Source organism: Dyadobacter linearis (assembly GCF_907165045.1).
Classification (GTDB): Bacteria; Bacteroidota; Bacteroidia; order Cytophagales; family Spirosomataceae; genus Dyadobacter; species Dyadobacter linearis.
In genome coordinates, this window is the sequence record NZ_CAJRAU010000002.1 from 91,562 (window position 1) to 117,920 (window position 26,359).

The window sequence follows — 26,359 nt, forward strand, 5'->3', positions numbered from 1 at the left end:
AAGAATTTAGGGTTTTCCAGCACAATTACTCCGATTTCAGCGACTTCGCCGGGTTCATCAATGCAGCCTTTATTGCCTGAGAGCTCACCGTGGCGAATGCGATAAACAGCGCCAGCAGCCCTGAGACGACGAACATCCACCATTCAATATCTACTTTGTAGGCGAAATCGTTCAGCCACTCTCGCACTCCAAACCAGGCAATCGGTGAGCCGATCAGGATTGCGATGGCGACCAGTTTCAGAAATTCTTTGGACAACAATTGAACAATACCTGCCACGGTCGCTCCCAGTACTTTTCGTACGCCAATCTCTTTTGTACGCTGCGCGATGGTGTAGGATGAAAGTCCGAAGATGCCGAGGGTGGCGATTGCGACGGCCATTAATGAAAAGAAGCTGGAAATCTGGCCGAAGATCTTGTCGTCTTTGTATTGTTCATCAAAATGCTCGTCCATGAAAAAGTACTCAAAGTCATTTCCCGGGAAAAAACTGAGGTATTTGTTTTTGACTATCTGTATCGTTCTTTCCATGTCCGGGCCAGCTACTTTAATAGAATAAAATCCGCCCATTGTATAGAAAGGTGCAAAGAATATCGGTTCAATCGCGTGTTTAAGAGATTGTTGGTGAAAATCGCTGACCACGCCGACGATCTCCCATTCTTTTCCCTGCATTAAAAACTTCTTACCCGCAGCTTCCTCTGCATCTTTAAAGCCCAGCAACTGGGCAGCGGAGAGATTCAAAATCACATTTTTTACTTTCCTTCCATCCGGATTCGAATCCGTCGGGAGGAAGTTACGGCCGGCGAGCATTCTGATCTGATAGGTTTCAAAAAAATCAAGATCGACCGGCATTCTGCTGAATGTTACGCCCTTCTCATCATTAGAACCTACCTTTTTTATATTAAAAGACCTCGAAAGCCGGTTTCCAAATAAATTTCCTGACGAGCTAGCAGCTTTGACCTGCGGATATCGTCTTAACTCCGCTTTGAAGCTGTTGATGCGGTCGATCGAAGTGGAGTCCCAGCGCGACAGTTCCGGCCCGCGCAGAACCAGCATCTGTTCCATATTGAAACCCAGATTCTCAGTTCGCATGAAACGGAGCTGCTTGAAGACAATCAATGTGCCTACGATCAAAACGACGGACGCAGTATATTGAAAAACAACAAGCGACTGACGCACCCAAATACCTTTTACCGATCTTTTAAAAGAACCTTTCAACACACTGATCGCCTCAAATGAAGACAAAGTGAACGCAGGATAAAACCCGGACAGAAAAATCCCAAGCAGGAAAACAACGACCAGCACAATCGACATTGTCCAGCCTCCGTAGCCTTGGCCGGTGAGTAATGAAAATGATAAGGGTTTGTCAATCAGTTTATTCAGCACCGGCTGGCATAGCTGGGCCAGGATAATTGACAGCGCCAGCGCAGCGACATTTAACAAAATCGATTCAGAAAGAAATTGCCAGGTAAGTTGTCGCGACGTAGCGCCGGCCACTTTTCTTACACCTACCTCTCTGGCGCGTTCCAGCGAGCGGGCAGTCGACAAATTAATGTAATTGATCCAGGCAATAATCAGGATGAATGCGGCAATGATCAGCATTGTCCACACAGCTTTTCCGTTATTCGTTTTCCCGATCTCATATTCGTAGTCTGAATATAAGTGCGCTTTTGTAAGTGGTTGTAAATGAAAAGTTTCAATGCTGCCCGAAACACTGGCTCCCTTGAAATATCGCTGGCTGAATGCTGGAAATTTCTTTTCGAGGGCGGCTGCATCTGCTCCCGGCTTCAATTGAATGTAATGCCACATATCCGATCCGACCCAGCTCGTTTTCACCCACGGTCCCCAGGTTCGCACCAGCGTTTCATAAGACATCAGAATACCATATTGCAAATGCGAAGCAGCGGGTAAATCCTTCATAATACCCGTAATCTGGTAAGGTTCAGTGTCCAGATCGAGAACCAGCGTTTTGCCGATCAGATCCGGGTAATCCTTCGGCACTGCATTGAATATGCGCTTTGCATTCGTTTCAGACAGAATAATAGAGTAGGGTGCTTTCAACGCACTTTTTAAATCTCCTGCAACGAGCGGAAATGTGAATAGCGAGAGGAAATTTTCATCCGCATACAATCCCTTTTCCTGGTATATCTTCCTGTCTTTCTGTAATTTAAATGTACCCGGGTTAGAAACGGTCGTGAATGCTTCTACTTCATTGAAATCCTTCACCATCGTCGGTCCGATCGTAGGATAGGTGATAGTACCGTGCTGGATCAGTTTACCTTGTTGAAAACGGTCGTTAGTTACGCGGTAAATCCGATCGGCATTTTGATGGAATCGGTCAAAACTCAGCTCGAAGCTTACATATTGTAGGATCAGCAGACAGGCGGTAATCCCGGTTACGAGGCCGGTGAGGTTGACAAATGAATAGGCTTTGCGCTTCCACAAATTGCGTAACGCTATCTTAAAGTAATTTTTGATCATAAGAAGTTAGGAAGCAAAAGGGATATTCAAAGCCTTTCAATAATTCCTTGCCAATTTATTAATGTGCCTCCAAAAGCTCAGTTGCGCATTTTAAGTGTGTTATTATGTTCGATTTTGGACAACCAGATTCAGTTGCGGACAATCTATTCTTTCATATTCCGCCTGCTTTTACCGGATTTTTAGTAAAAATAAAAATGCGACAACCGGACAGAGTAGTTATCGCGTGTTTTGGAGTTTATTTAGCAGCTCAAAGTTTACTATTACCTATTTATTATGTTAAAAATTTATCTGAGTGTACTGTCGGCATTCCTGCTTCTGGGCTGGAATAGCCTGTATTTGCAGCAGTTACCAAGTTCTGAACCAGCAAGAGTTTTCACAAAAGCAGATTCACTGCCGAATGCGGCGAGCTGGCCCGCGGAGTTGAATATAACCCATTTCGCCGGGCCTGATCTGACTCCAAGCCCGGCTTGTCTGGCTGTTGCTGCCACAGGTGAAGTATATGTTGGAGTTGATATGATCGGTTCGCTGGGGAAAGATCCCGGAAAGGGGAGCATTGTGCGGTTGGTTGACTCAAACAACGATGGTAAGGTCGATCAGCACACAACTTTCGCGAAAGTGGACGATCCGCGCGGGATCATTTCTCAGGGCGACCAGCTTTTCGTTCTGCATACCACATTCTCCAAAGAAACGGGCAAGGCTTCCGGCATGGATCTGGTAGTTTTTGAGGATAAAAATCACGATGGTATTGCGGACGGACCTTCCAAACCATTGATCCAGGGCGTGAGCTCGCCAAAATTCCTGCAAAGCCGCGGAACAGACCACGCTACAAACGGTATCCGTATGGGAATCGACGGCTGGATCTACATTGCAGTGGGAGATTTCGGGTTTCACGACGCGGTGGATCGCTCTGGTAAAAAACTGACCCAGCTCGGTGGCGGAATTGTGCGGGTAAGGCCCGACGGGACGGAAATGGAAGTTTACACGCACGGAATGCGCAATATCTACGATGTCGCAATTGATCCGTACATGAACATTTTTACAAGAGATAATACGAATGACGGCGGCGGCTGGAATATCCGTTTCAGTAACCAGATCCAGTCCGGGGAATATGGATATCCGGTTCTTTTCAAAAATTTTACCGAAGAGATCATTCCCGCATTGATCGACCTGGGCGGTGGATCGGGAACAGGCTCACTTTTTATGGACGATCCCACTTGGCCAGCCAAATACAACCGTGTTCCGATGATGGCCGACTGGGGCAGAAGTCAGATCTATGTGCACCGGCTTACCCCCGACGCCGCGAGTTTTGACCAGAAGGAAGAGGAATTTATTAAGCTTGCGCAGGTTACCGACCTGGATATCGATGCATCGGGCCGCGTTTATCTGGCAGCCTGGGATGGAGCTGGATATTCGGGCAATCCGAACAAGGGTTTCGTAGTGCGCGCTATTCCCAAAGATTGGAATTACAAGCCTTTTAAAGGTGTGAAAAATTCATCAGCCAAAGAACTGGCGGCACTTTTGAAATCTGAAAGTGCGGTTCAGCGTCTGGCCGGGCAACAGGAATTGCTGGCGCGTTTCCCAAAAGAGGCTGCGAAACTTTCACTGAAAATCGCGCAGGACAAGAGCCTTCCTTTATATGTACGCGTGGCAGGTATTTATACTTACGCGCAGGCTTCCGGGAAAGATGGATTTAATGATCTTGTGAAGTTGAGTGAAGAAAATGATGTTCGCGAATTTGCATTACGCGCGCTGGCTGACAGAAAGCCGAATGTTGCTCAGGTGCCGATCGAGCCATTTTTGAAAGGTATGAAAGACGCTTCGCCACGTGTTCAGATCGCCGCGACGGTGGGTTTGGGAAGAATAGGCAGAGCTGAGGCTGCACAATCTTTGTTGGAAGTTAAAGTGCCGGCTTCATTTGTATCGCCCGCAAAAGGGACGGAGGGGCCGCATGCTACGCCCAACTCCGCAATCATTCCGGCTCATATTGCGGTAAGATCACTGGTTGCGATTAATGCAGTCGACGCTTGCGTGCAGGCGATCGGAACAGAAAATTCGACAATTGCATTGTGGGCATTGCGGTATATGCACGATCCGAAGGCAGTTACCGGACTGATTGCAGCTTATGAAAAAGCGACAGATGAAAAACTGAAAGGTCAGATCCTCACTACATTAGGAAGGCTTTACAAAGTAGAAGCGCCTTACGACGGCTCCTGGTGGTGGAGTACCCGGCCAGATACCCACGGCCCTTATTATAAAGCGGTTACGTGGGAGTCTTCTGATGCGATCAAGGGATTTTTATTGCAGCAGTGGACCAAAGCCGACGATAACGGAAAGAAGTTTTTCGCTGATCTGAATGGTCGCCAGCGTATGGGAATTGACGAGTTTGGAGGAGAAGATATTGTGGTTGAAAAGCAGGAACTGAAAATCGACCTGAGCAAGATCAGTAATAAGAAAGGCCAGATCGGCGAGAATTCCATTGAAGACGTGATGCTCGCGATCGCCAGAATTCCGGGCGATGCGGCGGCTGGTAAGTTGTTATTCACAAAACAAGGTTGCGTGGCCTGCCACAGTATCAACAAAAATGGCGCGCTGAAAGGACCATACATGGGCCAGATCGGCTCTATCATGAACCGTGAACAGATTGCTGAATCGATATTGAAGCCAAATGCATCCATTTCTCAGGGTTTTGCTTCAGTGCTGATCACAACCAAAGGCGACCAGAGCTACATGGGTTTTGTTTCCGAAGAGTCGGCTGAAAAGCTGGTTTTGCGGGATATTACCGGAGCTGTTTACACTTTCAAAATGTCGGATATTACTTCTCGGAAAGAACTTGAAAACTCAATGATGCCCCCAGGACTGGCGAATGAGCTGTCTTACGAGGAATTTGCCTCGTTGATTACATTTCTTTATGAACAGAAAAAATAATAGGTTAGAATTGTATAATATTTGCTTTTTGTATTGCCGGTTGAAGAGGCCGGCAATTTCATTCGATTTTTGTTTTTAAGTGAGTAGTCTTTTTCGTAAGTTTTGTAGTAGTGATTTTAATCGACTAGATATTTATTGAAAAAACTTTTTACTCAACGTTTATAAAGCAGTAATCCCCCATACCTTTTACGGTTGGGGGATTTTTTTATTTTTTAATAAAAAGCGAATATCGTTGTGTTAAGGCCGCTGTTGTTTCCTGGATCCTCCCGGAACTGCCTTAATGGTGGATTTTCGTTTTTTGACAGAATAGGAACCGGTTGTATCCGCGTCGGGGCGGCCGGTGCTGCTGCGTCCATCGATCGTGCCGGTGGAATTTACACTCCCATTATCGTTCAGAATAGGACCGGTTTCTGCATTTGAAGAATCTTTCAGGATTGCAGAAACGTCAGAAGTATCTCTCGTTGATCGGGAGGTTGTAGTTCTTTTACGGTATTCCCTGGCCGATTTTTTGCTTTCCGACGACTGCGCGAACGTCAGTGCGGGAGCGGCAAATAGCAGGGCAAGTAGGATGGGAAGCGCTTTCATATTTTGCTGGATTTAGATTGAAGATGTTTTAACACATTAACAAAATCCATTCCAAACCAGCTCAACCAATGCAAGCTTGTGGTTTTTTCTTCTAAATTCACCCAAACTGATTACTTCGCATTATCAAATCAATAGCAATATTATGAAAGCAGTATTTCTTCTCGATACCAACGTGCCGCTTACTATTAAAGAAGTGCAAACACCGGAGCCGGGTGCAAGCCAGATCCTGATCAAACTGGAATACTCCGCATTGAACCACCGCGATGTGTGGATACAGAAAGGAAAGTACGCTGGTCCAAAATCGGGCCTGATACTTGGTTCTGACGGACTGGGAACTGTAGTGAAAGTTGGAAGTGAGACAGATCAAAACTGGATCGGGAAAAAGGTGATCATTAATCCGAGCCACGATTGGGGCGATGATCCCGCGGCATTTGGCAACGATTTCAAAATTCTGGGCAATCCCGAGCCGGGTACTTTTGCAGAATATATTGCAGTGGAGGAAAAATATGTTCATTTAAAACCCACACACCTGACAGACGAAGAAGCTGGTGCATTGCCGCTCGCCGGAGTAACCACTTATCGGGCGCTGTTTGTGAGAGCTGCTGTAAAAAGTGGTGAGAAAGTACTTGTTACAGGAATCGGCGCGGGTACTGCTTTGCTGGCATTGCAATATGCGCTTGCAGCAGGAGCAGAAGTGTACGTGACGTCCAGTTCGCAGGAAAAAATTGATCGTGCAATCGAGTTAGGCGCGACAGGTGGCTTTAACTACAAAGAAGAAAACTGGTTTCAGACTGCGAAAGAAGAAACGGGCGGTTTCCACGTAATCGTTGATAGTGCCTCAGGCAAAGGTTTTGGAAATCTGATCGAAGCAGCCCGTCCCGGCGGCAGGATCGTATTTTTTGGCGGTACCGACGGCGTGATCGGGAATATCGTTCCAAACAAAATCTTCTGGCGCAACATTTCAATACTGGGCACGACGATGGGAACGATGCAGGATTTTAAGGATATGCTTGAATTTACGGAAAAGCATAACATCAAACCGATCGTTGACAAAGTGTTTGGAACACTGGCCGAAGCGCAGGATGCTTTGGACTACATGCACGAAGGAAAGCAGTTCGGCAAGATCGTGCTGACCAACGTTTAAACCAGATTTAAAGGAAATGCAAATCCCAGCCAAAGCCGGGATTTGTCATTAATTGTGCATCAACTTGTAAATCTTGACCGCGCCGTCGTCCTGTTCAAAGTGAACATAGTACATGCCGGTCGGATATTGTCTCATACTAACCGTGAAAGTTGGGTCAGTCACCGGCCTTGATACCCTTACCATCCCCGAATTACTGATAATCCGGAAGTTTTTCACACGCTTGTTACGAACAACAATTTGTAGAATATCGTCGACAGGATTTGGAAACACCTCTACCCACGAAAATTCTGGAAAATGAACCGAACGTACGCGGCTATACGCAAATGTATTGTCCGCGTCGATCATCTTCAAGCGGTAATAGTTCAGTCCAGACTCCGGCAGGCTGTCGGTGAAATTATAATCACGCGCATCTCCGCTTTCCCTTGCAGCCTCGCACCGGCCGATTGCTGTCCAATGGACCATATCCGTCGTGCGCTGCACTTCGAAATAATCGCTGTTGGCTTCCTGCGAAGTCGCCCATTCCAGCTCAGCAAGAGATTCGCGCTTGCTCACATCGAAGCGTGTCAATACAACAGGCAGCGGGTCGGTGCTGATCTGAACGAGGACCGTACCTACATTGGAAACTTGTCTGGTTTGGTCCCTCACCGTGTAAGTGAATGAAAAATCGCCCACAACGCCATTTCCAGGAGTGAATACAACTTTTCCCGCCACATTTCTTATTTCACAATTCGCTGGCTGGCTGGTGATAACCAGCGAATTGGCATCGAGAGCAGAACATACTGCGAGGTCATTTAATAAAACATCGATCTCGACAGGAGTGTTTTTCTTACCGGTCGCTATGTCGTCAACCGCGGTGGGCTTGTGGTGCTTAACGATGATCTTGACAGATTCCAACGATAAACATCCGTCATCATTCACCCCAAACGCATTGTAAGTCCCTTCTTCACTTACAATTAGCTCGTGGGTAGATGAACTTAGAACCAGCTCATTGTTACGATACCATTCATAGCGATGCGCGCCCTGGGATTCGGCTCTGAGCCGGATAGACGCCGTTTTGCACATGGATACCTCCCTGGTCTGGCTTTGCCCGAAAGCAATGCCAGACGTCAGGAGCATCCAAACGATTAGGTTAGAGCGCATCGTGCAGGTTAATTCAGGAGTTCTGAATTAAAGAAGTTGGATAGTAGGAATGGTAGGCAATGGCAGGTTGTGCAGGATTTGCTGACTTGTCCCAGTGATGATGTTCGTAGCCAGTTTGGTTGCAGTAGGCAACAGGGCGCCGGCAGCCGGCAATTTGTATTTAGCTACTACCTTGTAAAGACCCGCTTTTACTACTCTCAAAGATGCACCTGTTTCTGTCAGGATTTCATCGTCAGGACCTCTCCACTCGAACGGAAGTTCAACTCCGTACGTAACCAAATTAGTAATAGGGGTTAAGAATGAAGCATTTAACGTCACATCTACTTCCGCGCCCACACAAAAGTTGGTTTTGGGAACTTCTAATGCCAGTTCCAGTTTTGGCAGCACAATGATGTTATACTCAACAAGATCAGATTCGCAACCTGCAAGGAGATCAGCAATTACACTCAACTTGATTTCGTGCTTGGTAATGGTCGTTGTTGCGTCTGAAAAGGTAAGTTTCAAAACACCGCCAAGCGTACTTCCAAGAATCTCGTTCAATACACCGTCTACACGCCAGAACAGCTTGGATGTTGCAACGTTGCCTTGGGGCGTTAATGTAAATTCCTCACCATTAGTAACATAGAAATTGATTGGGGCTGGTGTTGATTGTGCATTGGCAACCTGGGCGAATGCAAAAAGTGCGAACACGGCAAAGGAGGTAATGAATTTTTTCATGAATTGTTTTTTGTTAAAAGTGAACGACTGATAGATAATTGAAGGGAATTGTTATTTATTGATTCTAGGGATTTAATGCTGCGCTGGGTGAAGCCGGGGCGCTCTGCACGGTTACGGTCACCTTCTTTCGGGGTGAAGCAGTGCATCCTTCGCCGGCTTTGGTGGTCTGGACATAGTAAGTTTTCTGACCTGTGGTGGTCAATCCGGTAATCGGTAATGTTTGATTGGAAGATAGTAATGTTCCGCCGCTCGCTTCTGAGTACCAGGAATATAGAAAGTTGCCAATCCCGCCAATACTCGCCTGCAATGCAGTGGCCGACAGTGTGATCCCGCCCAGATTGGTACAGGCTACTGCATCCGGTGCACTGATTCCGTCCGGCACGCGGCGCACATCGTGCACGTTAATACCGTTGGCCCCGAGGCCCAGACCGAGCAATGCAATATTCAGATCCAGCTCGATCCGATCGAATATGAAAGAGCTCCCGTCTGCATTTTTTGGGATAAAATAAAAGGTAATATTTTCGCGGTTGGCAAGTGAAGTCAGCAGAGAAGCTTCCACGATTGATTCCAGCAGCTTCACCGTACCTACCTCACTTTCACCGCGGTAAGCGCGAAGTGTAATACTCGAACCCAGCTTCACATCCAGGAAAGATCCTCCCTGAGAAAGCGTAACCCGCACGATATCATCAGGATTGGAATTTCCATTGAAATAGAATGTCTGCTTAATATGTCCGCCAAGAAGCGGCAGTCCGTTGGAAACAAAGGAAGATTTTGTGGCCAGATCTTCATCAATTGCGCCGCCCGGATTTGTAACTCCGAATGCTGTCAGGATAATATCCGAGTATCCAATGCTGGTCCCATTTGGCCTGCCGCAGTCTGCTGCATTGAATGGGTAAGGGTTGGATGAGTTGGACGCACCCGCTCCGTAAAAGGCGTAGTAAACGCTTGCGCTGTTTGTGCCTGCCAAAACGGGGGACGCTACTGTAAGCTTCACCGATTTGAAAGTGGCCGACGGGGTAATGCCTATTAATGCATAACCATCTGGGGCATAGTAAGTTTTGTAGCCGCTGCCCGTCAGGCTGACCGATCCGCCCGAACTATTTTGCGCAGTGATTGTGATAGCGCCGTTGGCAAGAGCACTGGAATTTGGATTGATCCTGAAATAAACAGTCTTCGGATTTGCAGATTCATAAGTCACGGAATTCGTGAATATCAGTTGTAAAGAGCAGGAAGTAGCGCCTCCAAGCACAGCCTTTGAAGCGACAAGTTCAGCAGCCGAAGTTTTAGAACTATTGGCAGCATTTCCCGGATTAGTTACTGATCCTCCATCTGTGCCTGGCACAGGGGTTTCTGTAGCATATACAGCGTCGCCGGGTTGCGCAACTGCAAATTGAGCATACAGGATCAGCACAAGCAGGACAAGCCTGCCGGCAGATTTGGGGTAAAGATGTTTCAAGTATAGAGTCGGGTGTACGTAATGTTTTACAATTACTTCTACAAAGAAAAAGGGAAGTTGAATATTTACAAAAAAGTTTCTTGTAGAAATAATTCAATGAAACTTGAAAATGCGTTTTGCATATTGTGGACGGGGAAAATGGCTTAAAAAAAGTTTTAACTTGCTCAATCTATTAACTATGTAACCGATGTCACCACAGCCAGTAGCAATCCGGGAAGTGAAAGTGATCCGTTACCTCACGCCGTTGCGGGAGGGGGGATCACTGCCCGCAATCGCGGAAGCGGACGACGATTTTTTATACGTTTTGAAATTCAAAGGCGCGGGCCAGGGAGTGAAAGCCCTTATTGCTGAGCTTATTGGAGGCGAGATAGCAAGGCTTCTGGGATTGCGTATACCAGAAATTGTATTCGCTCAACTCGATGAAGCATTCGGCAGAACTGAGCCCGATGAGGAGATTCAGGATCTTTTGAAAGCCAGCATCGGATTGAACCTGGCTATGCATTACTTGTCAGGCGCAATCACTTTCGACCCGCTGGTGAGTGACGTCGATGCGAGACTTGCGTCCGAGATTGTGTGGCTCGATTGCCTGCTGATGAACGTCGACCGGACTGCCCGTAATACGAATATGCTCATGTGGCACAAAGAATTGTGGCTAATCGACCATGGAGCTGCTTTGTATTTTCACCACTCCTGGCAGGACTGGGAGCAGCAGGCAGCCCGCCCGTTTGCGCAGATTAAGGATCACGTTTTACTTAAAAAGGCAACAGACCTGAGTGCCGTTGACGAGCATTTTAAAGGCATTTTAAGTGAGGAAGCAATCCGTCATATTGTATCGCTTATACCAGGAGACTGGCTATTGAAAGACGCACCTTTTGAAACAGAAGAAGCGCACCGTGAAGCTTATATCCAGTTTTTTATCCAAAGGCTTCTTCATTCCGAAGTACTTATAAAAGCAGCGGCAGATGCAAGACAAGCAGTTATATGAATATGCAGTTCTCCGGCTTGTACCCAGGGTCGAACGGGAGGAGTTTATTAATGTAGGCGTGATTCTATACTGCTCGGGGCGTCAATTTCTGAGTGTGAAGTATGAGCTGAATCCTGCAAGACTAGGTGCTTTTGGTTGTAATGTGGATCCAGTTGAAATTCAGGCATACCTGCTCGCTTTCAAGCAGATATGCCAGGGTAGGAGAGATGGTGGTGTGATAGGTGCGTTGCCACTTTCTTCGCGTTTCCGCTGGCTTACAGCGACCAGAAGTACGATGTTGCAGACGTCGAAGGTGCATGCGGGCTTTTGCGAAGATCCGGAACATACTTTGTCCGTTTTGTTCAATGAACAGGTTTTATGCTGAGTGGCTATTTTAATTTCAGGTACTGCTGAACCGTTTCCTTTTTCCGCCTCGAAATCTCGATTCTTGATCCGTCTGTCAGAAGCAGGAACTGGTTGTTGTGCGTCACTTGCTTGATGTATTTCGGGTTGACCAAATGGGATTTGTGTGTACGGATGAAATTGAATTCGTTCAGCATTTCATCAAAGTGTTTAAGCGTTTTGCTTGACAAAAACGGTCGTTTTCCGATCAAATGAATAGAAGTGTAGTTCTTATCAGCTTCCAGCCGGAGAATTTCGTCCAATGTAAAAAAATAGACTCCTTCGCTTGACGGTACCGCCAGCCGGAAGTCTTTGATTTCTTTCTTTTCAATGTTCTGGGCGAGATTATCGTATAGTTGCTGGTTTGTCAGCACTGCTTTCTGGCGGACTTTTTCCAAATGCCGCTCGATCGATCCCTGCAATTCCTCCGGGTCTACCGGTTTCAACAAGTAATCCAGTGCACTGAACCGGATCGCCTGGATCGCGTATTGATTGTAAGCAGTTGTAAAAATGATGTCATAACTAGGATTTTTGCGTAGCAGCAGAAAGTCGAATCCGTTTTGATGCGGCATTTCTACATCAAGAAAAACAATATCGGGCATAAAAGTTTCCAGAATAACAAGCGCTTGTCTGACCGAGTCTGCGTGCCTGACGTCAATTTTTTCCTTGATGAAATTGACAAGATAATGGTCGAGCACATTTCTTGCTTTTTGTTCGTCATCAATTATTAGAGCCTTTATCATAACGTTTTAGGTATTATTTAAGAAAGTTGAAAGTTCGATTGTTACAAGTGTCCCCGTGGCATTGCCTTGCTCATCATATTTGTCTGTGATCTGAACCGATGCATGCCGGCCTTGCTTTTCGAGCAGATCGAGCCTGTCTTTTGCAATTTGCAGACCTTTGGATTTGTGCCTTTTGCCCTTGCTGTTAAACTCCTTGATTTCCAGGGACTTTTTCCTACCTATCCCGTTATCATTTATCAGGCATCTGAAAACGTCATCGTCCATGCGTTCATATTTTATACTAAGCTGCCGGTCGCCGTCCTTATGCATCAGTCCGTGCCAGAGCGCATTTTCTACGTAAGGTTGCAGCAGCATCGAAGGCAGCAGGATATCTTCCGCATCCAGGTCGCGATCGACAATTATTTTAAAGGAAAAGCTCTGTTCAAACCGCATTTGTTCGAGTTCGAGGTACAGTTGAAGTACATCGTTCTCTTCCTCGATCGTCACCAGATTCTGGTCTGAATTGTTAAGTACTCTTCTGAAAAGCTTGGAAAATTTGTTCAGATATTTGCTTGCTTCTCCATACTTCTGCGTCACGATGCACTCCTGAATACTGTTCAGGCAGTTGAATACAAAGTGCGGGTTCATCTGCGCTCGCAGTGCCATTAACTGGCTTTCTGCCAACATTTTGTTGATTTCCAACAGCATCATTTCTTTCTGCTGCGCCTGTTCCTCGGCCTGCGCTTCGGCTATTTTATTGGCACTGATCGAAGCGATCGTAGAAAGTACCCGGGCATGTCCTTCGGTGAAGAACCTCTTCATACTATGTTCCGAATCGATCACACCAATCACTTTTCCTTCATGCAGGATCGGGACAGCTATTTCCGACAAACGCGCCTCATCGTCGACAATATATCGGCTATCTTTTCTGGTGTCTTTAATGATCAGCGGTTTCTTCGTAGCGGCCGCCGTACCTACTATACCTTCGCCCAGTTCCAGTTCCAGCGGGTTCAAAATCTCGTGTTCCCGCTCGTTTTTTATACCATAAGTAGCTTTCTGAATAAGTTTTTGCCTGCCTTCATCCCATAAATACACCACGCAGTCTTCAAAACGAAGCTGGGAAATGCAGTTACGCGCAATATCCCAGCATATTTCATTCACAGAATTCTCTCCATAAACGGAATTAGCGAAATAGGCGATTGCATTGTTGAAGGTCACCTTTTGCTTCCGGTTCCTGTACCCTTTATACGTGGCATCCATAAATACGGCAGATAGTGTACCTGCCAGCACGAAAAACCACCAGGTTTGCCACCAGTGCGGCAACACGCGCACTCGCACCGTGGTGAAGTCATCCATCCACCGGCCATTTTCGTCCGTACTTTTGACTTTAAAGTTATAATACCCGGGTTTCAAACTGTTATAACTGACATGCAGATTTCGTCCCGCGTCTACCCACTTATCGTCAATACCTTCCAGCATATAGCTGTATTGCAGGGAGGGTACATCGCGGTGACTGAGTGATGCGTATTGAAAAGTGACGTAGTTATCCTCTGGTTTCAGCTGTAAAATAGGCTTGTCGATTTCATCAAGTTCGGTTCCGAATATCTTAATGGAAGTGACGTGCGGCGGTTTCCTGACCGGAAGTTTTGCAAATTTAAATGGGTCGATCTCAACCACATGGTCCAGCATAACCGCGTAAACTCGGTTGTTGCTCGCATAAATATAATTCCAGTAATCCTGCAATGTCTTGCCCAGATTAATCTGAACACGCGTGACTTTTTTTGTCTCAGTAAAAAAGAATAGCAGACCTCCCGGTCCGGCTGCCCAGATAGCACCTCTCGCGTCGATCGCAATGCTGTTAATCTGATTAAAAAGCAATCCGTTCTGATTGTGGAGGCTATCTATCAGTTCGCCCCTCGTATTAATCTTATAAATACCCCTTTCCCAGATCGCCGACCAAATGTTCCCTTCTGGATCCTCTACGGACTGCCTGACGTCAAATTTTTCCGGATTGGCTACGGGAATGACCGAAAATCTTTCCTCTTTGTCGGTATATTTAAGAAAACCTAGACCGCGGATTGCGAATAAGATGTCGCCATTTCTCATCTGCAGGAAGCTCTGGCAATTAGCGTATTTGAATAAACCATATTTACTTTCTGTCCCGTCGAATCGGAGCAGCGATCCCGAGTTTGGATCGTATCGGTAAATGGCATCCCGATAAACATGAAACCAAATCCTCCCCTTCAGATCGGTCAAAACGACATTGACTATTCCATTTGGACTGTTCTTTAACTTGTTGAGTACCTGCCGCCTGCCATTTATCGTAAAGATTCCTTCGGGTCCGGCCATCCACCATTCGTTGGCAGCCTTACTTACCATTATAAATCTGTTTCGATGATACTGCTTACCGGAAACAAAATAGCGTTTAAAGGTCCGCTGTTCCATATCGTACAAAACCACACCATCCTCCTTCGCGGCATATATCTTATCCTGATCAATGACAATACTATTGATGTGAGCAAAATTTGTTTCGAGAAAAAATTCGTAGCTCGGTAATTTATAAATAGCTCTGAAAGGTGAGTTCACAGCTAATTTGCTCACGCCATTGATAGTCGCAAACCATAGATTTCCTTCTTCGTCTTCCAGAATATGCTGAATGAATCCGTAGCCGATAGAATTAGGGGAATCCTGATTATAAGGAACCTTCTTTATAGGTTTTCCATAATCCTTCACGTAAGCCGCGTACATCCAGGTTGATATCCACAACCGGTTTTGGTTGTCCACAAACAGGTAATTGCATCCGTCCGTGGCTTTTTTGTTGTCAAATTTGTAGTGAGTAGTAACCCCGTTTGACCTGGCGTCCCAGAAATTGAGCGAAAAGTCAGAGGTAGAAGCGTACCATAAATTCGCATTCATATCCAGTGCTAGGGCTGTAACCAACGTTTTGTTGAGGATCGGATATTGTCGTGGGTTGTAGGCACTGTCGTAAAGGACTTTATTTTTAATGTCGAAGAAGAAGGTCTGGTAACCGCCAATCCAAAAACCGCTTCGCGATTTATCCCAGCAGAAGGCGCTAGATGCTGAAAACGAGAAATTCTGGCTGAGAAGCTTTTTCGCCTGCGGATATTCCTGGATGAGTGGTACTACCTTTTCTCCATTGAAAATGTAAATTTCGGATTTGCAAATAATCCAAAGTCTGCCATCGCCGTCTTCTTTGATTGATAAAATTCGCTTGTTGGTAAGACTTGCGAATCTCTTGTCCCTATAAAATGCCGTTTTGCTCTTATTAAAGGTGAGCAAACCGACTGACGTTGCTAAAAGCAGAGTCTTATGTTTGTCAATTGCAGCAATTGCACTTACGTATACGCTTTTTTGAAGTTCCGGGTTCTGGTATGCTCTGATCTGGTTGCCATCATAACGGTTGAGTCCGTTGGTAGTCCCGATCCAGAGATACCCGTCCGGATCTTTGGACAGGCACAATACATCCTTTGCGTTGAGACCGTCAACTTCCCCAAAATTTTGAAAGATAAATTGCCCCCGGGCAGTTGTGGCTGTAAAAACTAACGAAAGAAGCGTTAAGTATCTGAAAAGACGCATTCAGGTTGTTGTGTTGAATTAAGCGTAAAGTAGTTATTCATAAACGAAGCGTAAATAACAATTCCTCAAAGGCCGCATTCAGTTATTAATCGGTTGGGTCAATCTTGTTAGACGAGAATTTACTTGCAGTTTTTAGCGAATAAATTCTAGTGACATTGACCAGTTAATCATTACAAGACACCGTTTATTCATTCATTTTCAATCTGGCCTCTGATTACGTCAAATTTGTTTAAACAGACCATCCGGAACGGATGGTGCGAACAATAACCCTTTTGAATTGATGAATACATACCTAACTGGATTTGTGATCAATTGCCTGGCTGCCCTTGTGTTGTCTGGCTACCTGCTTTATCTCTACCTCATGAAGAAACCTGCTGATGGTTTGGGCGCCATCAGGTCAATCGTGGTATTAATTGTGATTGAATGTGCTGTATCCATTTATTGTGTGCGGGATGGAAACCTCACGCTGGCGTCCGTGATCGTCTGGGTGCAGGCCGTCGCAATCATTGCGACAACCGTATTCATTATCCTGATCATTATCTTCAAGCCTGACTGGAAGTAATAGTCAGGTCTTCATTATTTTCGATTCTTAGCCCGCGAATCACTATTTCCCAGCTGCGGCCTCAGCTTGTTGGAATTCAAATCTACAAGTATTTCAAAGTGCGCTAAACTCATTTGTAATTACTTCTAAGTTGATAATGAGAATGTTGCTGTTTTAAAGGCTTCAATAACCATTCAATCAATCAACTGAAGCCGCTCAATTAACAAATGCGGCGCCCGCCATTTCCCTTATCATCTTTGGATCAGTTAAGTCTTAACGGCAGCCCGGCCAGCTGTGAAAGTCAAGTTCAGACCTCAGAATATCACTATCAGCGATTATGAAATTTCAAAACTTTAAACACACTCGTTTATGAAACGGATACTATTACTTGTTCTTATTTGCCTTCTGTTTAGCGTTAGTCACTCAGACGGCCAAGCAATTCCGTCTACTGGCGGCCATAGTATATGTAAATGCTTGCCTAATGGTTGGTCTCACTGGACCGACAATGGCGGATACCTCTCAAGTACAAAATATTTTGGCTCAGTGGATCAGCCGTTTATATCTTCCAAAGCAATAATACCTGGCCAACCTGTTTTACCACCAATTCCCTCCGGAGCGAGTGCATTCATAGGCGTACAAGGTGGTGGCGTGAAGGCGGAGATAACAGGGTTGGTTATAGGTCAAAAGTACAAATTTACGTATAATATTATTTCAGCTCGTTTACAGATAGATCCTGATTATCCAGATAAGCACTTCACTAGCTTAGCACAATTTAGGATCAGGCAAGGTGGGGGCGATATAAGTCAGTATACTCATTCCTTCTCACTCGAGTCTGACGAAAATGTGTGGAAGCCAGGTGTTTTTGAATTCACTTCGATCGCAACAACAGCGACCCTAGTCTTTACTGATGGAGAAGAGGCCGGTAATTACGACCGGGGTGTTGTAGGTCTCGACTTAGGACCTAATGCGGTGAGCCGTTGCGTAGCGGGAGTGACAGCCGTTCCACTCAAAGCCACCACTCATGAAATCACTTGCCCGGAAACAGCGACTAATTTAATAACCACTTTTTTTGGTGGACTGAAGCCCGCAGGTACTGAAATCAGATTTTTCGATAACCCGACACACACTGGTCTTCCGCTAAGCAACCTTAATGTTGGCGCGGGTACTTACTATGCGTTCTATTATGATGCGGTTAACAACTGCTATAACCAAGATGTTTCAACCGCCAAAGTTGAAGTTACCTATCGCAATTGCGCAGATCTGACTCCTACGATTGACATAGATGCACTTAATTTCAATTCATCTTCGTCCAGAGATTTTGTGATCAACCTGTATGAGATAAACGGAGGACGGTCACAGGGGCCCGTGACGGTTAAGATAACTAAGCCGGGAGGTTTCACAATTTCGTATCCGACTGTAAGTGGAACATCAAAGGTATTCGGAGGCACTGCCAATGAAAACAGTAAATGGCAGTTTAGTGAAAATGCAGGCTTCATAACTATAACATCTAGTGAACCCATAACTGCTAACGGACAATCAACCATAGGTTTCAGTGTTTCAAGAAAGCCAGGTGTTTCCAAAGATTTAAGTCAAAGCGTCACTGTGACTCTGGTCGGGGGAGCCGGTGGGGAACTCAATACTGAAAATAATTTATCTATAACCGGTATCTCGACTAATTAAATCGTAATGCAAGGCTAGTCCAATCCATAGAAAGGTTAGCCTTGCAATATAATGTATTGGGACTAAAACCTCATAGTGCCCATAACCAAAGCTTTATAAGCGACACAGTAATACCAAATAAATAAGAAACTAAAATGAAAACAGAAATGAGACAACTTCTACGTGCAGGGCTATGTTTAACTGGCTCTCTCTTCCTCACATCAGCTTACGCCCAGGATGTTGCAATTAACATTACTCCTCAAACCATTCCAATGCTGAATCATACGAATGGATTATTAAGGGTGTCAATGTGCAATACAAATCCGACGAATATTACAGCACCTCCAAACAAGCTAAGACCCCAAATAAGTTTTCCGGATAATCTCGAAATACTCGATGCAGTTAACACTGATGGAACTCCATTAACGGATTATACTGTGCAGTCCTTGACGAATGTTGAAGGGGATCATACAATAAGGTTGCTGTATAATGGAACACTTGCACAATTCGACTGTATTGAATTCGACGTTGTTGTTAGTGGCAAAGAAATAGGTACTGGACTTATAACGTGCACACTCGGCTTTCAGGGACCACAGACAGTTGGGAATAATGCCGCTAACGATAATAGTACAGCAACAATGCCTGTTGAGCTGAACTTACCGGTAAAACTTAAATCATTCAGTGTCAGCAAAGAGGGAAACACAGCCAACTTGAATTGGGTCACAACAGAGGAGGTGAATAGCGATCGATTTGATGTTCAGAAGAGTGATGACGGAAAAAAGTGGAATACAATCGAGTCGGTTCAGGCGCTGGGAGAAAGTAAGGTTAGCAAAACCTATACGGCGATTGACGCGGCTCCCTTTAATGGACAGAACTTGTATCGTTTACACATGATAGACAAAGATGGTACAAGTGCGTATAGCGAAATGCGTAACCTTAATTTTAACGTAGCGTCTCATTATGTATATCCAAACCCTGTTTCAGACGTATTGATATTAAAGGGCACTTCTTCAAAGATTGCTAACGTGACTGTCTCGGATGTAAATGGAAAAGCGATCTATCAGTCGAATGCTAATGTGAGGGAAATTGATGTTCGCCAATTTAAGGCAGGCATGTATGTTGTGCGTGTGAGGACAGAAGACGGGCAGGAAACGAGTCTGAAAGTTTTGGTTGTTAGATAGGTGAGCGCTTGGGGCTGCCTGGAAAAAGGTGGCCTCACAGCTTATCATAGCTGCCAGCAACGAAAAAACATGCTAAAAGCTTTTACAATCCGCACACACCGAATATCCTTTGGATCTACCAAATGAAATCAAATTTTACAAAATTAATAGTAGCCATTTGTTTGTTTTCGGCAGCTTATGGACAGGAAGTTGCACCAACTTCACAGGGTAATACTTGCCAAGGCTGCTTGCCTAATGAGTGGATAAAAGACGCCGGCGCGACAAATTTCTTTCCGAGCATCTCCAACGAAATACATTTTGCTGGGTTGGCAAATCAGCCCTGGAGTCCGTTACCAGATGGGCCGGCGCCCTCATTCCTCGGTTCGTTCCTTAGTGCCTATGTTTCGCCAATAGCGACAGCAACTTGTCACACGAACTTGACGGGGCTTACGCCAAACAAAAAATACTATTTGAAATACAATATCATGGCTAGCAAAAGAGCCAGCGATGCCGGCTATGGAGAGACGGGAAAATTAGAGCTTGCTACTTTATCAGGCGGAGTTGCGACCCCATTCACAAGTCAGACAACTACTTTTACCGCCGGTGTTAATACCAGTAAATGGATCAGTAAAGTACTTGAATTTACTCCGACAGTTTCCAATGTAAGATTAACCTTTTCAGGAGCAAGTTCGACGGGTGGATTTATAAATTTAGATATTGGCTTTAATGCCCTCACGGAGTGTTTCGCCGGAACTGATCAAGTGACCTTAGATGCCACTTCATTAAAAATAATATGTGGTACAAATACAGATCTGGGTGCATTAGCCCAACAACCACCCGGTGGAGCCGTCTCTGTGGTGTGGTTTACGAATCCTACCCATTCGGGTGAAAAATTAAGTAATCCAGAAGCTGCCGGTATCGGGATATTCTATGCTTTTAAATACGATAATACGCTAGGATGTTACAATACCAATAATTCGACGGCCAAGGTAATTGTAAGTTCTGGTTGCTTCGACCTTTCGCCGACGGTTGCCATAAACTGGTTGAACTTCAACGAAGGAGCAAGTCGCGATTTTGTGGTGAATGTCTTTGAAACAATAGGAACAAGTACGGATACAGTCACAACCATCAGACTTACAAAACCGAGTGGCTACGAAATCACTTACAGCGGGCAGAGCGGGATCTCTGATGTTTTTGGCGGTATTCCAAATGGGAATTCGGAATGGACATTTCCTGAAAATGCCAATTTCATAACTGCCAGGAAGTCTACGCTAATTCAGGGTACTCAGAAGGCGGCGGTCGGATTCAAAATAAAGCGTAAGAACAGCACACTAAGTAGTCTAGTTCAGAACCTGACTGCGGTGGTTATAGGTGTTGCTAGCAATGAAAGTGATACCTCAAACAATGCAGCGATTATCAACATTTCCGCGAACTAAGTGATTAGCAGTATAAGCGATAGCCTATTATTTTAATAAGTTCTGGGGTTATTTTTAAGTCACGTGTCCCCTGGAACAACCTCGAAATTTCGATTAAGTATGTGTGGGTAGTTTGTTTGAGGCTACGTCCGGTGTGACGTAGCCTCTTTTTATGTTATTACAGCCAGTCAAACCCTTTCGCGTATTTCAATACCACCACAGCTAGCCCAGGGATTCGTAATGGAATAGAATGAACCCTGGAATGTTTTGGGATCGGGTAGCTTTCCTGTTCTTTGAGCTCTAATAGGTCAGACCCGCCGTATTTCTGGTTGTCTGTATTGAAGACTTCCTGATAGTACCCTGGTTTTGGAACGCCGATCCGATAGTTTGTTCTCACTACCGGCGTAAAGTTGGCCACAAAAATAAGGTCGTCTTCCGGATTGTTTCCTTTCCTGATCCAGCTGAAAACACTATTGGTGCTGTCTTGATTATCGATCCATTCAAAACCTTCCCAAGAAAAATTCTTCTCGTACAAGGCAGGCTGGGAAGCATAAAACTCGTTGAGGTCTTTTAACAGCAACTGTATTCCGTTGTGCGATGGATTCAGATTTTCATCCCAGTCCAGGCTGAAATCGTGGCGCCACTCGTGACGCTGCGCAAAGTCTGCTCCCATAAATAGCAACTTCGCACCCGGGTGGCCGAACATGTAACCGTACAAGGCTCTCAGATTTGCAAACTGCTGCCAGTGATCGCCGGGCATTTTGTTAATCATCGAATGTTTTCCGTAGACCACCTCGTCGTGAGACAAAGGCAAAGTAAATTTTTCGGAGAACGCATAATGCGTGCTGAATGCCAGCTGACCCTGGTGATGTGATCGATAAACAGGCTCTTTCTGGAAATAAGACAAGGTATCGTGCATCCAACCCATCATCCATTTCATATCGAAACCTAAACCACCATTTTGTGGGAGTTGCGTTACGCCGGGCCAGGCGGTAGATTCTTCCGCAACAGTAAACACATCGGGGAAATACTGGTGTACCGCCGTATTGAATTCCTTCAAAAAGTCAATCGCTTCAAGGTTTTCTCTTCCGCCATATTGATTAGGGATCCATTCACCCTCATTCCGAGAATAGTCCAGATACAGCATCGAGGCAACTGCGTCAACCCGGAGAGCGTCGATATGAAATTTGTCAAGCCAGTAAATAGCGTTTGAAATGAGGAATGCCTTTACCTCATTTCTGCCATAATTAAAAATAAAGCTCTTCCAATCCGGATGAAAGCCTTTTCTCGGATCAGCGTGTTCATACAAATGCGTACCATCGAAATAGCCAAGCCCGTGTTCGTCAGTCGGGAAATGGGAGGGAACCCAGTCCAAAATGACGCCGATACCAGCCTGATGAAGCGCATCTACCAAGAACATAAAATCCTGTGGTGTACCAAAACGGCTCGAAGGCGCAAAATACCCGGTAAGCTGATAACCCCACGACCCGTAAAACGGATGTTCCATAATCGGCATAAACTCCACGTGCGAGAATCCCATGTATTTGCAATACTCAGGTAGCTCTGCTGCGAGCTCACGATAGGTCAGAAAACGTCCCTCTTCTTCATGCGCACGGCGCCAGGAGCCGATATGGACCTCGTAAACGGAAATAGGTTTTTCCAGAGGCGATCCTGATTTTCGATTGGATAACCACTCAGAATCTTTCCATTCATATTCCAGATCCCACACTACTGAAGCCGTGTGCGGCGGCGTTTCCCAATGTACAGCATAAGGATCGCCTTTTTCAACCTGGTGCCCGGAGTGGGAAGTGATGAAATATTTATAGTATTCACCCTTGCCCAATCCGGCAATAAAGCCTTCCCAGATTCCCGAACCGTCGCCGCGAACCGTCAGCGGGTTTTCCGTTCTATTCCAGCCGTTGAAATTACCAACCACTGTCACGTCCTTTGCATTGGGAGCCCAAACCGAAAAATAGGTGCCGCGCTGTCCGTCGACCTCAGTAATGTGAGAGCCGAGCTTATTATAAACATGATAGTGTGTGCCGGCCCGGAACAAATTAACGTCAAAGTCGGATAACTTGGCAGACGAATTATTTTGCAAATCAGTCATAATAGCCTGGTTAAGCGTTCACCGCTTCGTTTTTTTTGATTATCGATTTAATTCCTCGTAGTGGCACCATAACCCACGATGGGCGATTATTCACTTCATAATTCAGCTCGTAAATAGCTTTTTGAAGCAGGAAAGTCTGCATCAGAACATCCAGGTCCTCTTTTTTCTGAGGCACGATCGGGTTCTCTTTCACAGTTTCCAGATAGGCTTTCATGAATATGCCGCTCATGTAGTGATACCATTGCTCTACGTAGGGCAGCAGCTTGGCGATATCTTCCGTTCTCACCTGATTATCAAGGTAAAGACTTCCGTAAGCAGCATAATGGAACGACCGCAGCATTCCTGCTACATCCCTGAGCGCAGATCTTTTGAGTCTCCGCTCGCTATAACTCCTCGCCGGTTCACCCTCAAAATCAAGAATCACAAAATCCTTTCCGGTAAACAGTACTTGACCCAAGTGGTAGTCACCGTGAATCCGGATCTTAGATGTATCAATTTTTCGTGAATATACCTTCTTCAATTCCGTCAGGATCTCTTCTTTCATTTGAAGCACTTCCTCAGCTTCGTGCTTCACCTCCGGCGTCAGCTTTTTCATGTTGCGGTTCAAACTCTGGAATGCAACCCTGACAAGCGACTGTAAAGAAGAATATACAGACCGCTGGTAATGCAGTGAGAAATCCTCCGGTTTAAAATCATCTGACTCCTTTTCAGAGGCTAGGGCTAAGTGCATTTCACCCGTACGAATACCCAACAAGGAAACTTGCTCTGCGACAGACACATCAAGCAAATCCCTGAAAGTTTCCGGAATATCTTCATAACCAATCGGTTCTGTCAATGTTCCTTTAAGCTCGGGAAGTTCGATCTCGCCGCCCAAAAGGATCTTTTCATTGAAGCTGTCAAGTCGGTCGAGCATATTCGCCCAGGCGTCGGTGCTGTTATTCACCATTTCCTGCATCATACCGAGCACCATAGAATCGTTTTTATACTTCCATTCCACCGCCCCGACAAATGCAGGTATATTCTTGAAGTGGGCTTTGTGAGTAAGGAAGTGCGTGATCTCCATATCCGGATTAATCGCCCGGTCGACTTTGCGGTACAATTTGAAGAAGTACTTTCCATCGTAATTAATGGAAGTATTGCTCTGCTCACCAGACAATACCTTCGGCTTAATCTTTTCTGTAGTCTTGATATGCGTTTCAAGATCGCTGTTTCCGGTAAAATGAATCTCGCTGTTTTTTGCAGGTAACTTTTCACCCGATCCCATGTTGACAATCAAAGCCTGCTGCAACTCGAAACCATAAATCGCATCGAACAAAACCCCTTCTTCTTCACCCTTGATCTTAATACGGGATATAACAGCCTGCGGGCAGTCTTCTCTTACCCTGTTTGAAAATGGTTCTTTACCATAGGCAAGTGGCAGCTGATATATCTCATTCACATCGTTTTGGTAAGAAGCTTCCAGCAGGAAAATATAAGCTGGTGGGTTGCTGCCCAGCGGGATAGTCGCGTGACTTATCACTTTAATGCTGTCCAGTCCCTTGCCCTTTCCGCCAAACCACCTCATTTTCATCAGGTAAGCGGGCAAAAGCTTGTTTTCAAGCTGCTCGATCGCTCTTTGATCCAGCAGATCCTTCCATTTGTCCAGTTGCAAAAGCGGAAGTTCCTGGTTATCGTCAATTTCCGGATGCGTTTTTTCCAATGCGAAACACTGACAAGCATACGCTTCCAGAGTGAAGAAATAAGGTGTGTTATCTTTCACCGAAGGAAATTTATTTTTACTGTAAATTTCCACAGGCTGATAACCTTTATACTGATCCAGATCCAGCTCGACGGGTTGCGGGAACCTGGAAAGGTTGGCGATCACCAGCATAGTTTCGTCCTGAAACGTACGTGTGAATGCAAGTACCTTCGAGTTTTCCGAGTTCAGGAAGTGAATATCGCCGCGGCTGAATGCAGCGTATTTTTTCCTTGTATTAATCGCCCGTTTCATCCACCAAAGCAGCGACGAAGAATTTCGGGACTGCAATTCTACGTTGATCGACTCGTAATGATATTGCGGATCAAGAATAAGTGGTAGATAAAGCTGCTGTGGATTCGCCTGTGAAAAACCTGCATTGCGATCAGGGCTCCATTGCATTGGTGTCCTGACCCCGTCACGGTCACCCAGATAGAAATTATCTCCCATTCCGATTTCATCCCCGTAATAAATAATAGGGGTTCCCGGGAAAGTGAATAGCAGGGAGTTCAGCAACTCTATTTTCTTCCGGTTGTTTTCCATCAAAGGAGCCAGCCGGTGCCTGATTCCGAGATTAATCCGCGCTTTGGGATCTTTCACGTAGGCTTTGTACATATAGTCCCGCTCCTCGTCAGTTACCATTTCAAGCGTCAGCTCGTCGTGGTTTCTCAGGAAAATACCCCACTGACAGTTATCCGGAATAGCAGGAGTTTGGTCAAAAATATCCGTAATAGGATACCTGTCCTCCATTTGCAGCGACATAAACATCCGCGGCATGATCGGGAAGTGATAGTTCATCTGACATTCATCCCCATCACCAAAATATGCAGCCGAATCCTCAGGCCACATATTCGCCTCCGCAAGCAGCAAAGTGCCCGGGTAGCGCTGGTCGACGTGCTTCCTCAGTTTTTTCAGGAATGCGTGGGTCTCGGGAAGGTTTTCACAGTTAGTACCATCTCTCTCAAAAAGATAAGGTACCGCGTCCAGCCTGAAACCGTCGACACCCATTTTACACCAAAAATTGATGATTTTGAATATCTCTTCCTGAACCTGCAAATTGTCAAAATTCAAATCGGGCTGGTGGTGGAAGAAGCGGTGCCAGTAATATTGTTCGGCAACACTGTCCCAGGTCCAGTTTGATTTTTCATAATCCTGGAAAATGATCCTGGCATCTTTAAACTGCTTCGGATCGTCCGTCCACACGTAGTAATTACGGTGTGCAGAACCTTTGGGTGCTTTCCGCGCGCGCTGAAACCACGGATGCTGGTCGGAAGTGTGGTTAATTACCAGCTCGGTAATTACTTTTAAACCACGCTTATGCGCCTCTTTCAGAAATGCCTTAAACTCGGCAATATCCCCGTAAGAAGGGTTAATAGTGTAATAATCAGCGATATCGTAACCATCGTCTCGAAGCGGCGAGGGGTAAAAAGGCAGCAGCCAGATTGCCGTCACGCCGAGATCCTGAAGGTAATCAAGTTGTTCCATCAAACCCTTGAAATCACCGATACCGTCACAATTCCCGTCTTTAAATGCTTTTATATGTAGCTCGTAAATAATCGCATCCTTATACCAATGCAAATTCTTTTCAAGTATTCCGTTCTTATATTCCAT

General features: G+C 45.5%; 17 protein-coding genes. 8 read left to right on the forward strand and 9 right to left on the reverse strand.

Annotated features, from left to right (window positions below; all coding sequences use genetic code 11):
* Positions 1-25 precede the first annotated feature (25 nt).
* On the reverse strand, positions 26-2,476 hold the full coding sequence (locus tag KOD92_RS06510; protein ID WP_215232744.1) for an ABC transporter permease: 2,451 nt from the start codon (positions 2,474-2,476) through the stop codon (positions 26-28).
* 273 nt (positions 2,477-2,749) lie between these two features.
* Between KOD92_RS06510 and KOD92_RS06515 the strand changes: the two genes are divergently transcribed.
* On the forward strand, positions 2,750-5,401 hold the full coding sequence (locus KOD92_RS06515) for a DUF7133 domain-containing protein (protein WP_215232745.1): 2,652 nt from the start codon (positions 2,750-2,752) through the stop codon (positions 5,399-5,401).
* 237 nt (positions 5,402-5,638) lie between these two features.
* Here the strand turns inward: KOD92_RS06515 and KOD92_RS06520 are convergent, their stop codons facing one another.
* Positions 5,639-5,986 (reverse strand): hypothetical protein, encoded by a 348-nt coding sequence (locus tag KOD92_RS06520; protein ID WP_215232746.1) that lies wholly within the window; start codon positions 5,984-5,986, stop codon positions 5,639-5,641.
* A 142-nt stretch (positions 5,987-6,128) separates the two neighbouring features.
* Here KOD92_RS06520 and KOD92_RS06525 point away from each other — a divergent pair, with 142 nt between their 5' ends.
* On the forward strand, positions 6,129-7,130 hold the full coding sequence (locus KOD92_RS06525) for a quinone oxidoreductase family protein (protein WP_215232747.1): 1,002 nt from the start codon (positions 6,129-6,131) through the stop codon (positions 7,128-7,130).
* Positions 7,131-7,178: 48 nt separating this feature from the next.
* Here the strand turns inward: KOD92_RS06525 and KOD92_RS06530 are convergent, their stop codons facing one another.
* The 3 genes from KOD92_RS06530 to KOD92_RS06540 form a co-directional block, all read right to left on the reverse strand.
* Positions 7,179-8,270, reverse strand: a complete 1,092-nt coding sequence (locus tag KOD92_RS06530; RefSeq protein ID WP_215232748.1) for an Ig-like domain-containing protein — start codon at positions 8,268-8,270, stop codon at positions 7,179-7,181.
* 27 nt (positions 8,271-8,297) lie between these two features.
* A complete protein-coding gene (locus KOD92_RS06535) occupies positions 8,298-8,987 on the reverse strand; it encodes a hypothetical protein (protein ID WP_215232749.1) in 690 nt (229 codons plus the stop codon).
* A gap of 64 nt (positions 8,988-9,051) precedes the next feature.
* Positions 9,052-10,443 (reverse strand): immunoglobulin domain-containing protein, encoded by a 1,392-nt coding sequence (locus KOD92_RS06540; protein WP_215232750.1) that lies wholly within the window; start codon positions 10,441-10,443, stop codon positions 9,052-9,054.
* A gap of 187 nt (positions 10,444-10,630) precedes the next feature.
* Here KOD92_RS06540 and KOD92_RS06545 point away from each other — a divergent pair, with 187 nt between their 5' ends.
* Together KOD92_RS06545 and KOD92_RS06550 are read left to right on the forward strand one after the other, a co-directional pair.
* Complete coding sequence (locus KOD92_RS06545; protein WP_215232751.1) at positions 10,631-11,428, forward strand: HipA family kinase; 798 nt, start codon at positions 10,631-10,633, stop codon at positions 11,426-11,428.
* Positions 11,406-11,792, forward strand: coding sequence for a DUF3037 domain-containing protein (locus tag KOD92_RS06550; RefSeq protein WP_215232752.1), 387 nt, complete (start codon positions 11,406-11,408; stop codon positions 11,790-11,792). Before KOD92_RS06545 ends, KOD92_RS06550 begins: the two co-directional genes overlap by 23 nt.
* Positions 11,793-11,796: 4 nt before the next feature.
* Here KOD92_RS06550 and KOD92_RS06555 read toward each other — a convergent pair whose 3' ends face one another.
* Entirely contained in the window at positions 11,797-12,552 is a 756-nt protein-coding gene (locus tag KOD92_RS06555) for a LytR/AlgR family response regulator transcription factor (RefSeq protein ID WP_215232753.1), read from the reverse strand.
* A 6-nt stretch (positions 12,553-12,558) separates the two neighbouring features.
* Complete coding sequence (locus tag KOD92_RS06560) at positions 12,559-16,128, reverse strand: histidine kinase (RefSeq protein WP_215232754.1); 3,570 nt, start codon at positions 16,126-16,128, stop codon at positions 12,559-12,561.
* A gap of 280 nt (positions 16,129-16,408) precedes the next feature.
* On the opposite strand from KOD92_RS06560, the gene KOD92_RS06565 reads away from it, so the two are divergent.
* From KOD92_RS06565 to KOD92_RS06580, 4 genes are all read left to right on the forward strand, one after another.
* Positions 16,409-16,690: a hypothetical protein gene (locus KOD92_RS06565; protein WP_215232755.1), complete on the forward strand. Its 282-nt coding sequence runs from the start codon at positions 16,409-16,411 to the stop codon at positions 16,688-16,690.
* A gap of 348 nt (positions 16,691-17,038) precedes the next feature.
* Positions 17,039-18,349: a hypothetical protein gene (locus KOD92_RS06570; protein WP_215232756.1), complete on the forward strand. Its 1,311-nt coding sequence runs from the start codon at positions 17,039-17,041 to the stop codon at positions 18,347-18,349.
* Positions 18,350-18,483: 134 nt separating this feature from the next.
* A complete protein-coding gene (locus tag KOD92_RS06575) occupies positions 18,484-19,509 on the forward strand; it encodes a T9SS type A sorting domain-containing protein (RefSeq protein WP_215232757.1) in 1,026 nt (341 codons plus the stop codon).
* Positions 19,510-19,631: 122 nt separating this feature from the next.
* Positions 19,632-20,924: a hypothetical protein gene (locus tag KOD92_RS06580; RefSeq protein ID WP_215232758.1), complete on the forward strand. Its 1,293-nt coding sequence runs from the start codon at positions 19,632-19,634 to the stop codon at positions 20,922-20,924.
* A 157-nt stretch (positions 20,925-21,081) separates the two neighbouring features.
* Here the strand turns inward: KOD92_RS06580 and glgB are convergent, their stop codons facing one another.
* Complete coding sequence (gene glgB / locus KOD92_RS06585; protein ID WP_215232759.1) at positions 21,082-23,013, reverse strand: 1,4-alpha-glucan branching protein GlgB; 1,932 nt, start codon at positions 23,011-23,013, stop codon at positions 21,082-21,084.
* A gap of 10 nt (positions 23,014-23,023) precedes the next feature.
* Positions 23,024-26,359 carry a maltose alpha-D-glucosyltransferase gene (gene treS / locus KOD92_RS06590; RefSeq protein ID WP_215232760.1) on the reverse strand — a complete coding sequence of 1,112 codons (3,336 nt, stop codon included), beginning with the start codon at positions 26,357-26,359 and terminating at the stop codon, positions 23,024-23,026.

Bases quoted from the DNA above. Each gene is read 5' to 3' on its own strand.
- KOD92_RS06560 (WP_215232754.1), bottom strand. From the start codon at position 16,128: ATGCGTCTTTTCAGATACTTAACGCTTCTTTCGTTAGTTTTTACAGCC.
- KOD92_RS06530 (WP_215232748.1), bottom strand. From the start codon at position 8,270: ATGCGCTCTAACCTAATCGTTTGGATGCTCCTGACGTCTGGCATTGCT.
- KOD92_RS06510 (WP_215232744.1), bottom strand. From the start codon at position 2,476: ATGATCAAAAATTACTTTAAGATAGCGTTACGCAATTTGTGGAAGCGC.
- KOD92_RS06580 (WP_215232758.1), top strand. From the start codon at position 19,632: ATGAAATCAAATTTTACAAAATTAATAGTAGCCATTTGTTTGTTTTCG.
- KOD92_RS06525 (WP_215232747.1), top strand. From the start codon at position 6,129: ATGAAAGCAGTATTTCTTCTCGATACCAACGTGCCGCTTACTATTAAA.
- KOD92_RS06565 (WP_215232755.1), top strand. From the start codon at position 16,409: ATGAATACATACCTAACTGGATTTGTGATCAATTGCCTGGCTGCCCTT.
- KOD92_RS06570 (WP_215232756.1), top strand. From the start codon at position 17,039: ATGAAACGGATACTATTACTTGTTCTTATTTGCCTTCTGTTTAGCGTT.
- KOD92_RS06515 (WP_215232745.1), top strand. From the start codon at position 2,750: ATGTTAAAAATTTATCTGAGTGTACTGTCGGCATTCCTGCTTCTGGGC.
- KOD92_RS06520 (WP_215232746.1), bottom strand. From the start codon at position 5,986: ATGAAAGCGCTTCCCATCCTACTTGCCCTGCTATTTGCCGCTCCCGCA.
- treS (WP_215232760.1), bottom strand. From the start codon at position 26,359: ATGGAATATAAGAACGGAATACTTGAAAAGAATTTGCATTGGTATAAG.
- KOD92_RS06535 (WP_215232749.1), bottom strand. From the start codon at position 8,987: ATGAAAAAATTCATTACCTCCTTTGCCGTGTTCGCACTTTTTGCATTC.
- KOD92_RS06545 (WP_215232751.1), top strand. From the start codon at position 10,631: ATGTCACCACAGCCAGTAGCAATCCGGGAAGTGAAAGTGATCCGTTAC.
- glgB (WP_215232759.1), bottom strand. From the start codon at position 23,013: ATGACTGATTTGCAAAATAATTCGTCTGCCAAGTTATCCGACTTTGAC.
- KOD92_RS06550 (WP_215232752.1), top strand. From the start codon at position 11,406: ATGCAAGACAAGCAGTTATATGAATATGCAGTTCTCCGGCTTGTACCC.
- KOD92_RS06555 (WP_215232753.1), bottom strand. From the start codon at position 12,552: ATGATAAAGGCTCTAATAATTGATGACGAACAAAAAGCAAGAAATGTG.
- KOD92_RS06575 (WP_215232757.1), top strand. From the start codon at position 18,484: ATGAAAACAGAAATGAGACAACTTCTACGTGCAGGGCTATGTTTAACT.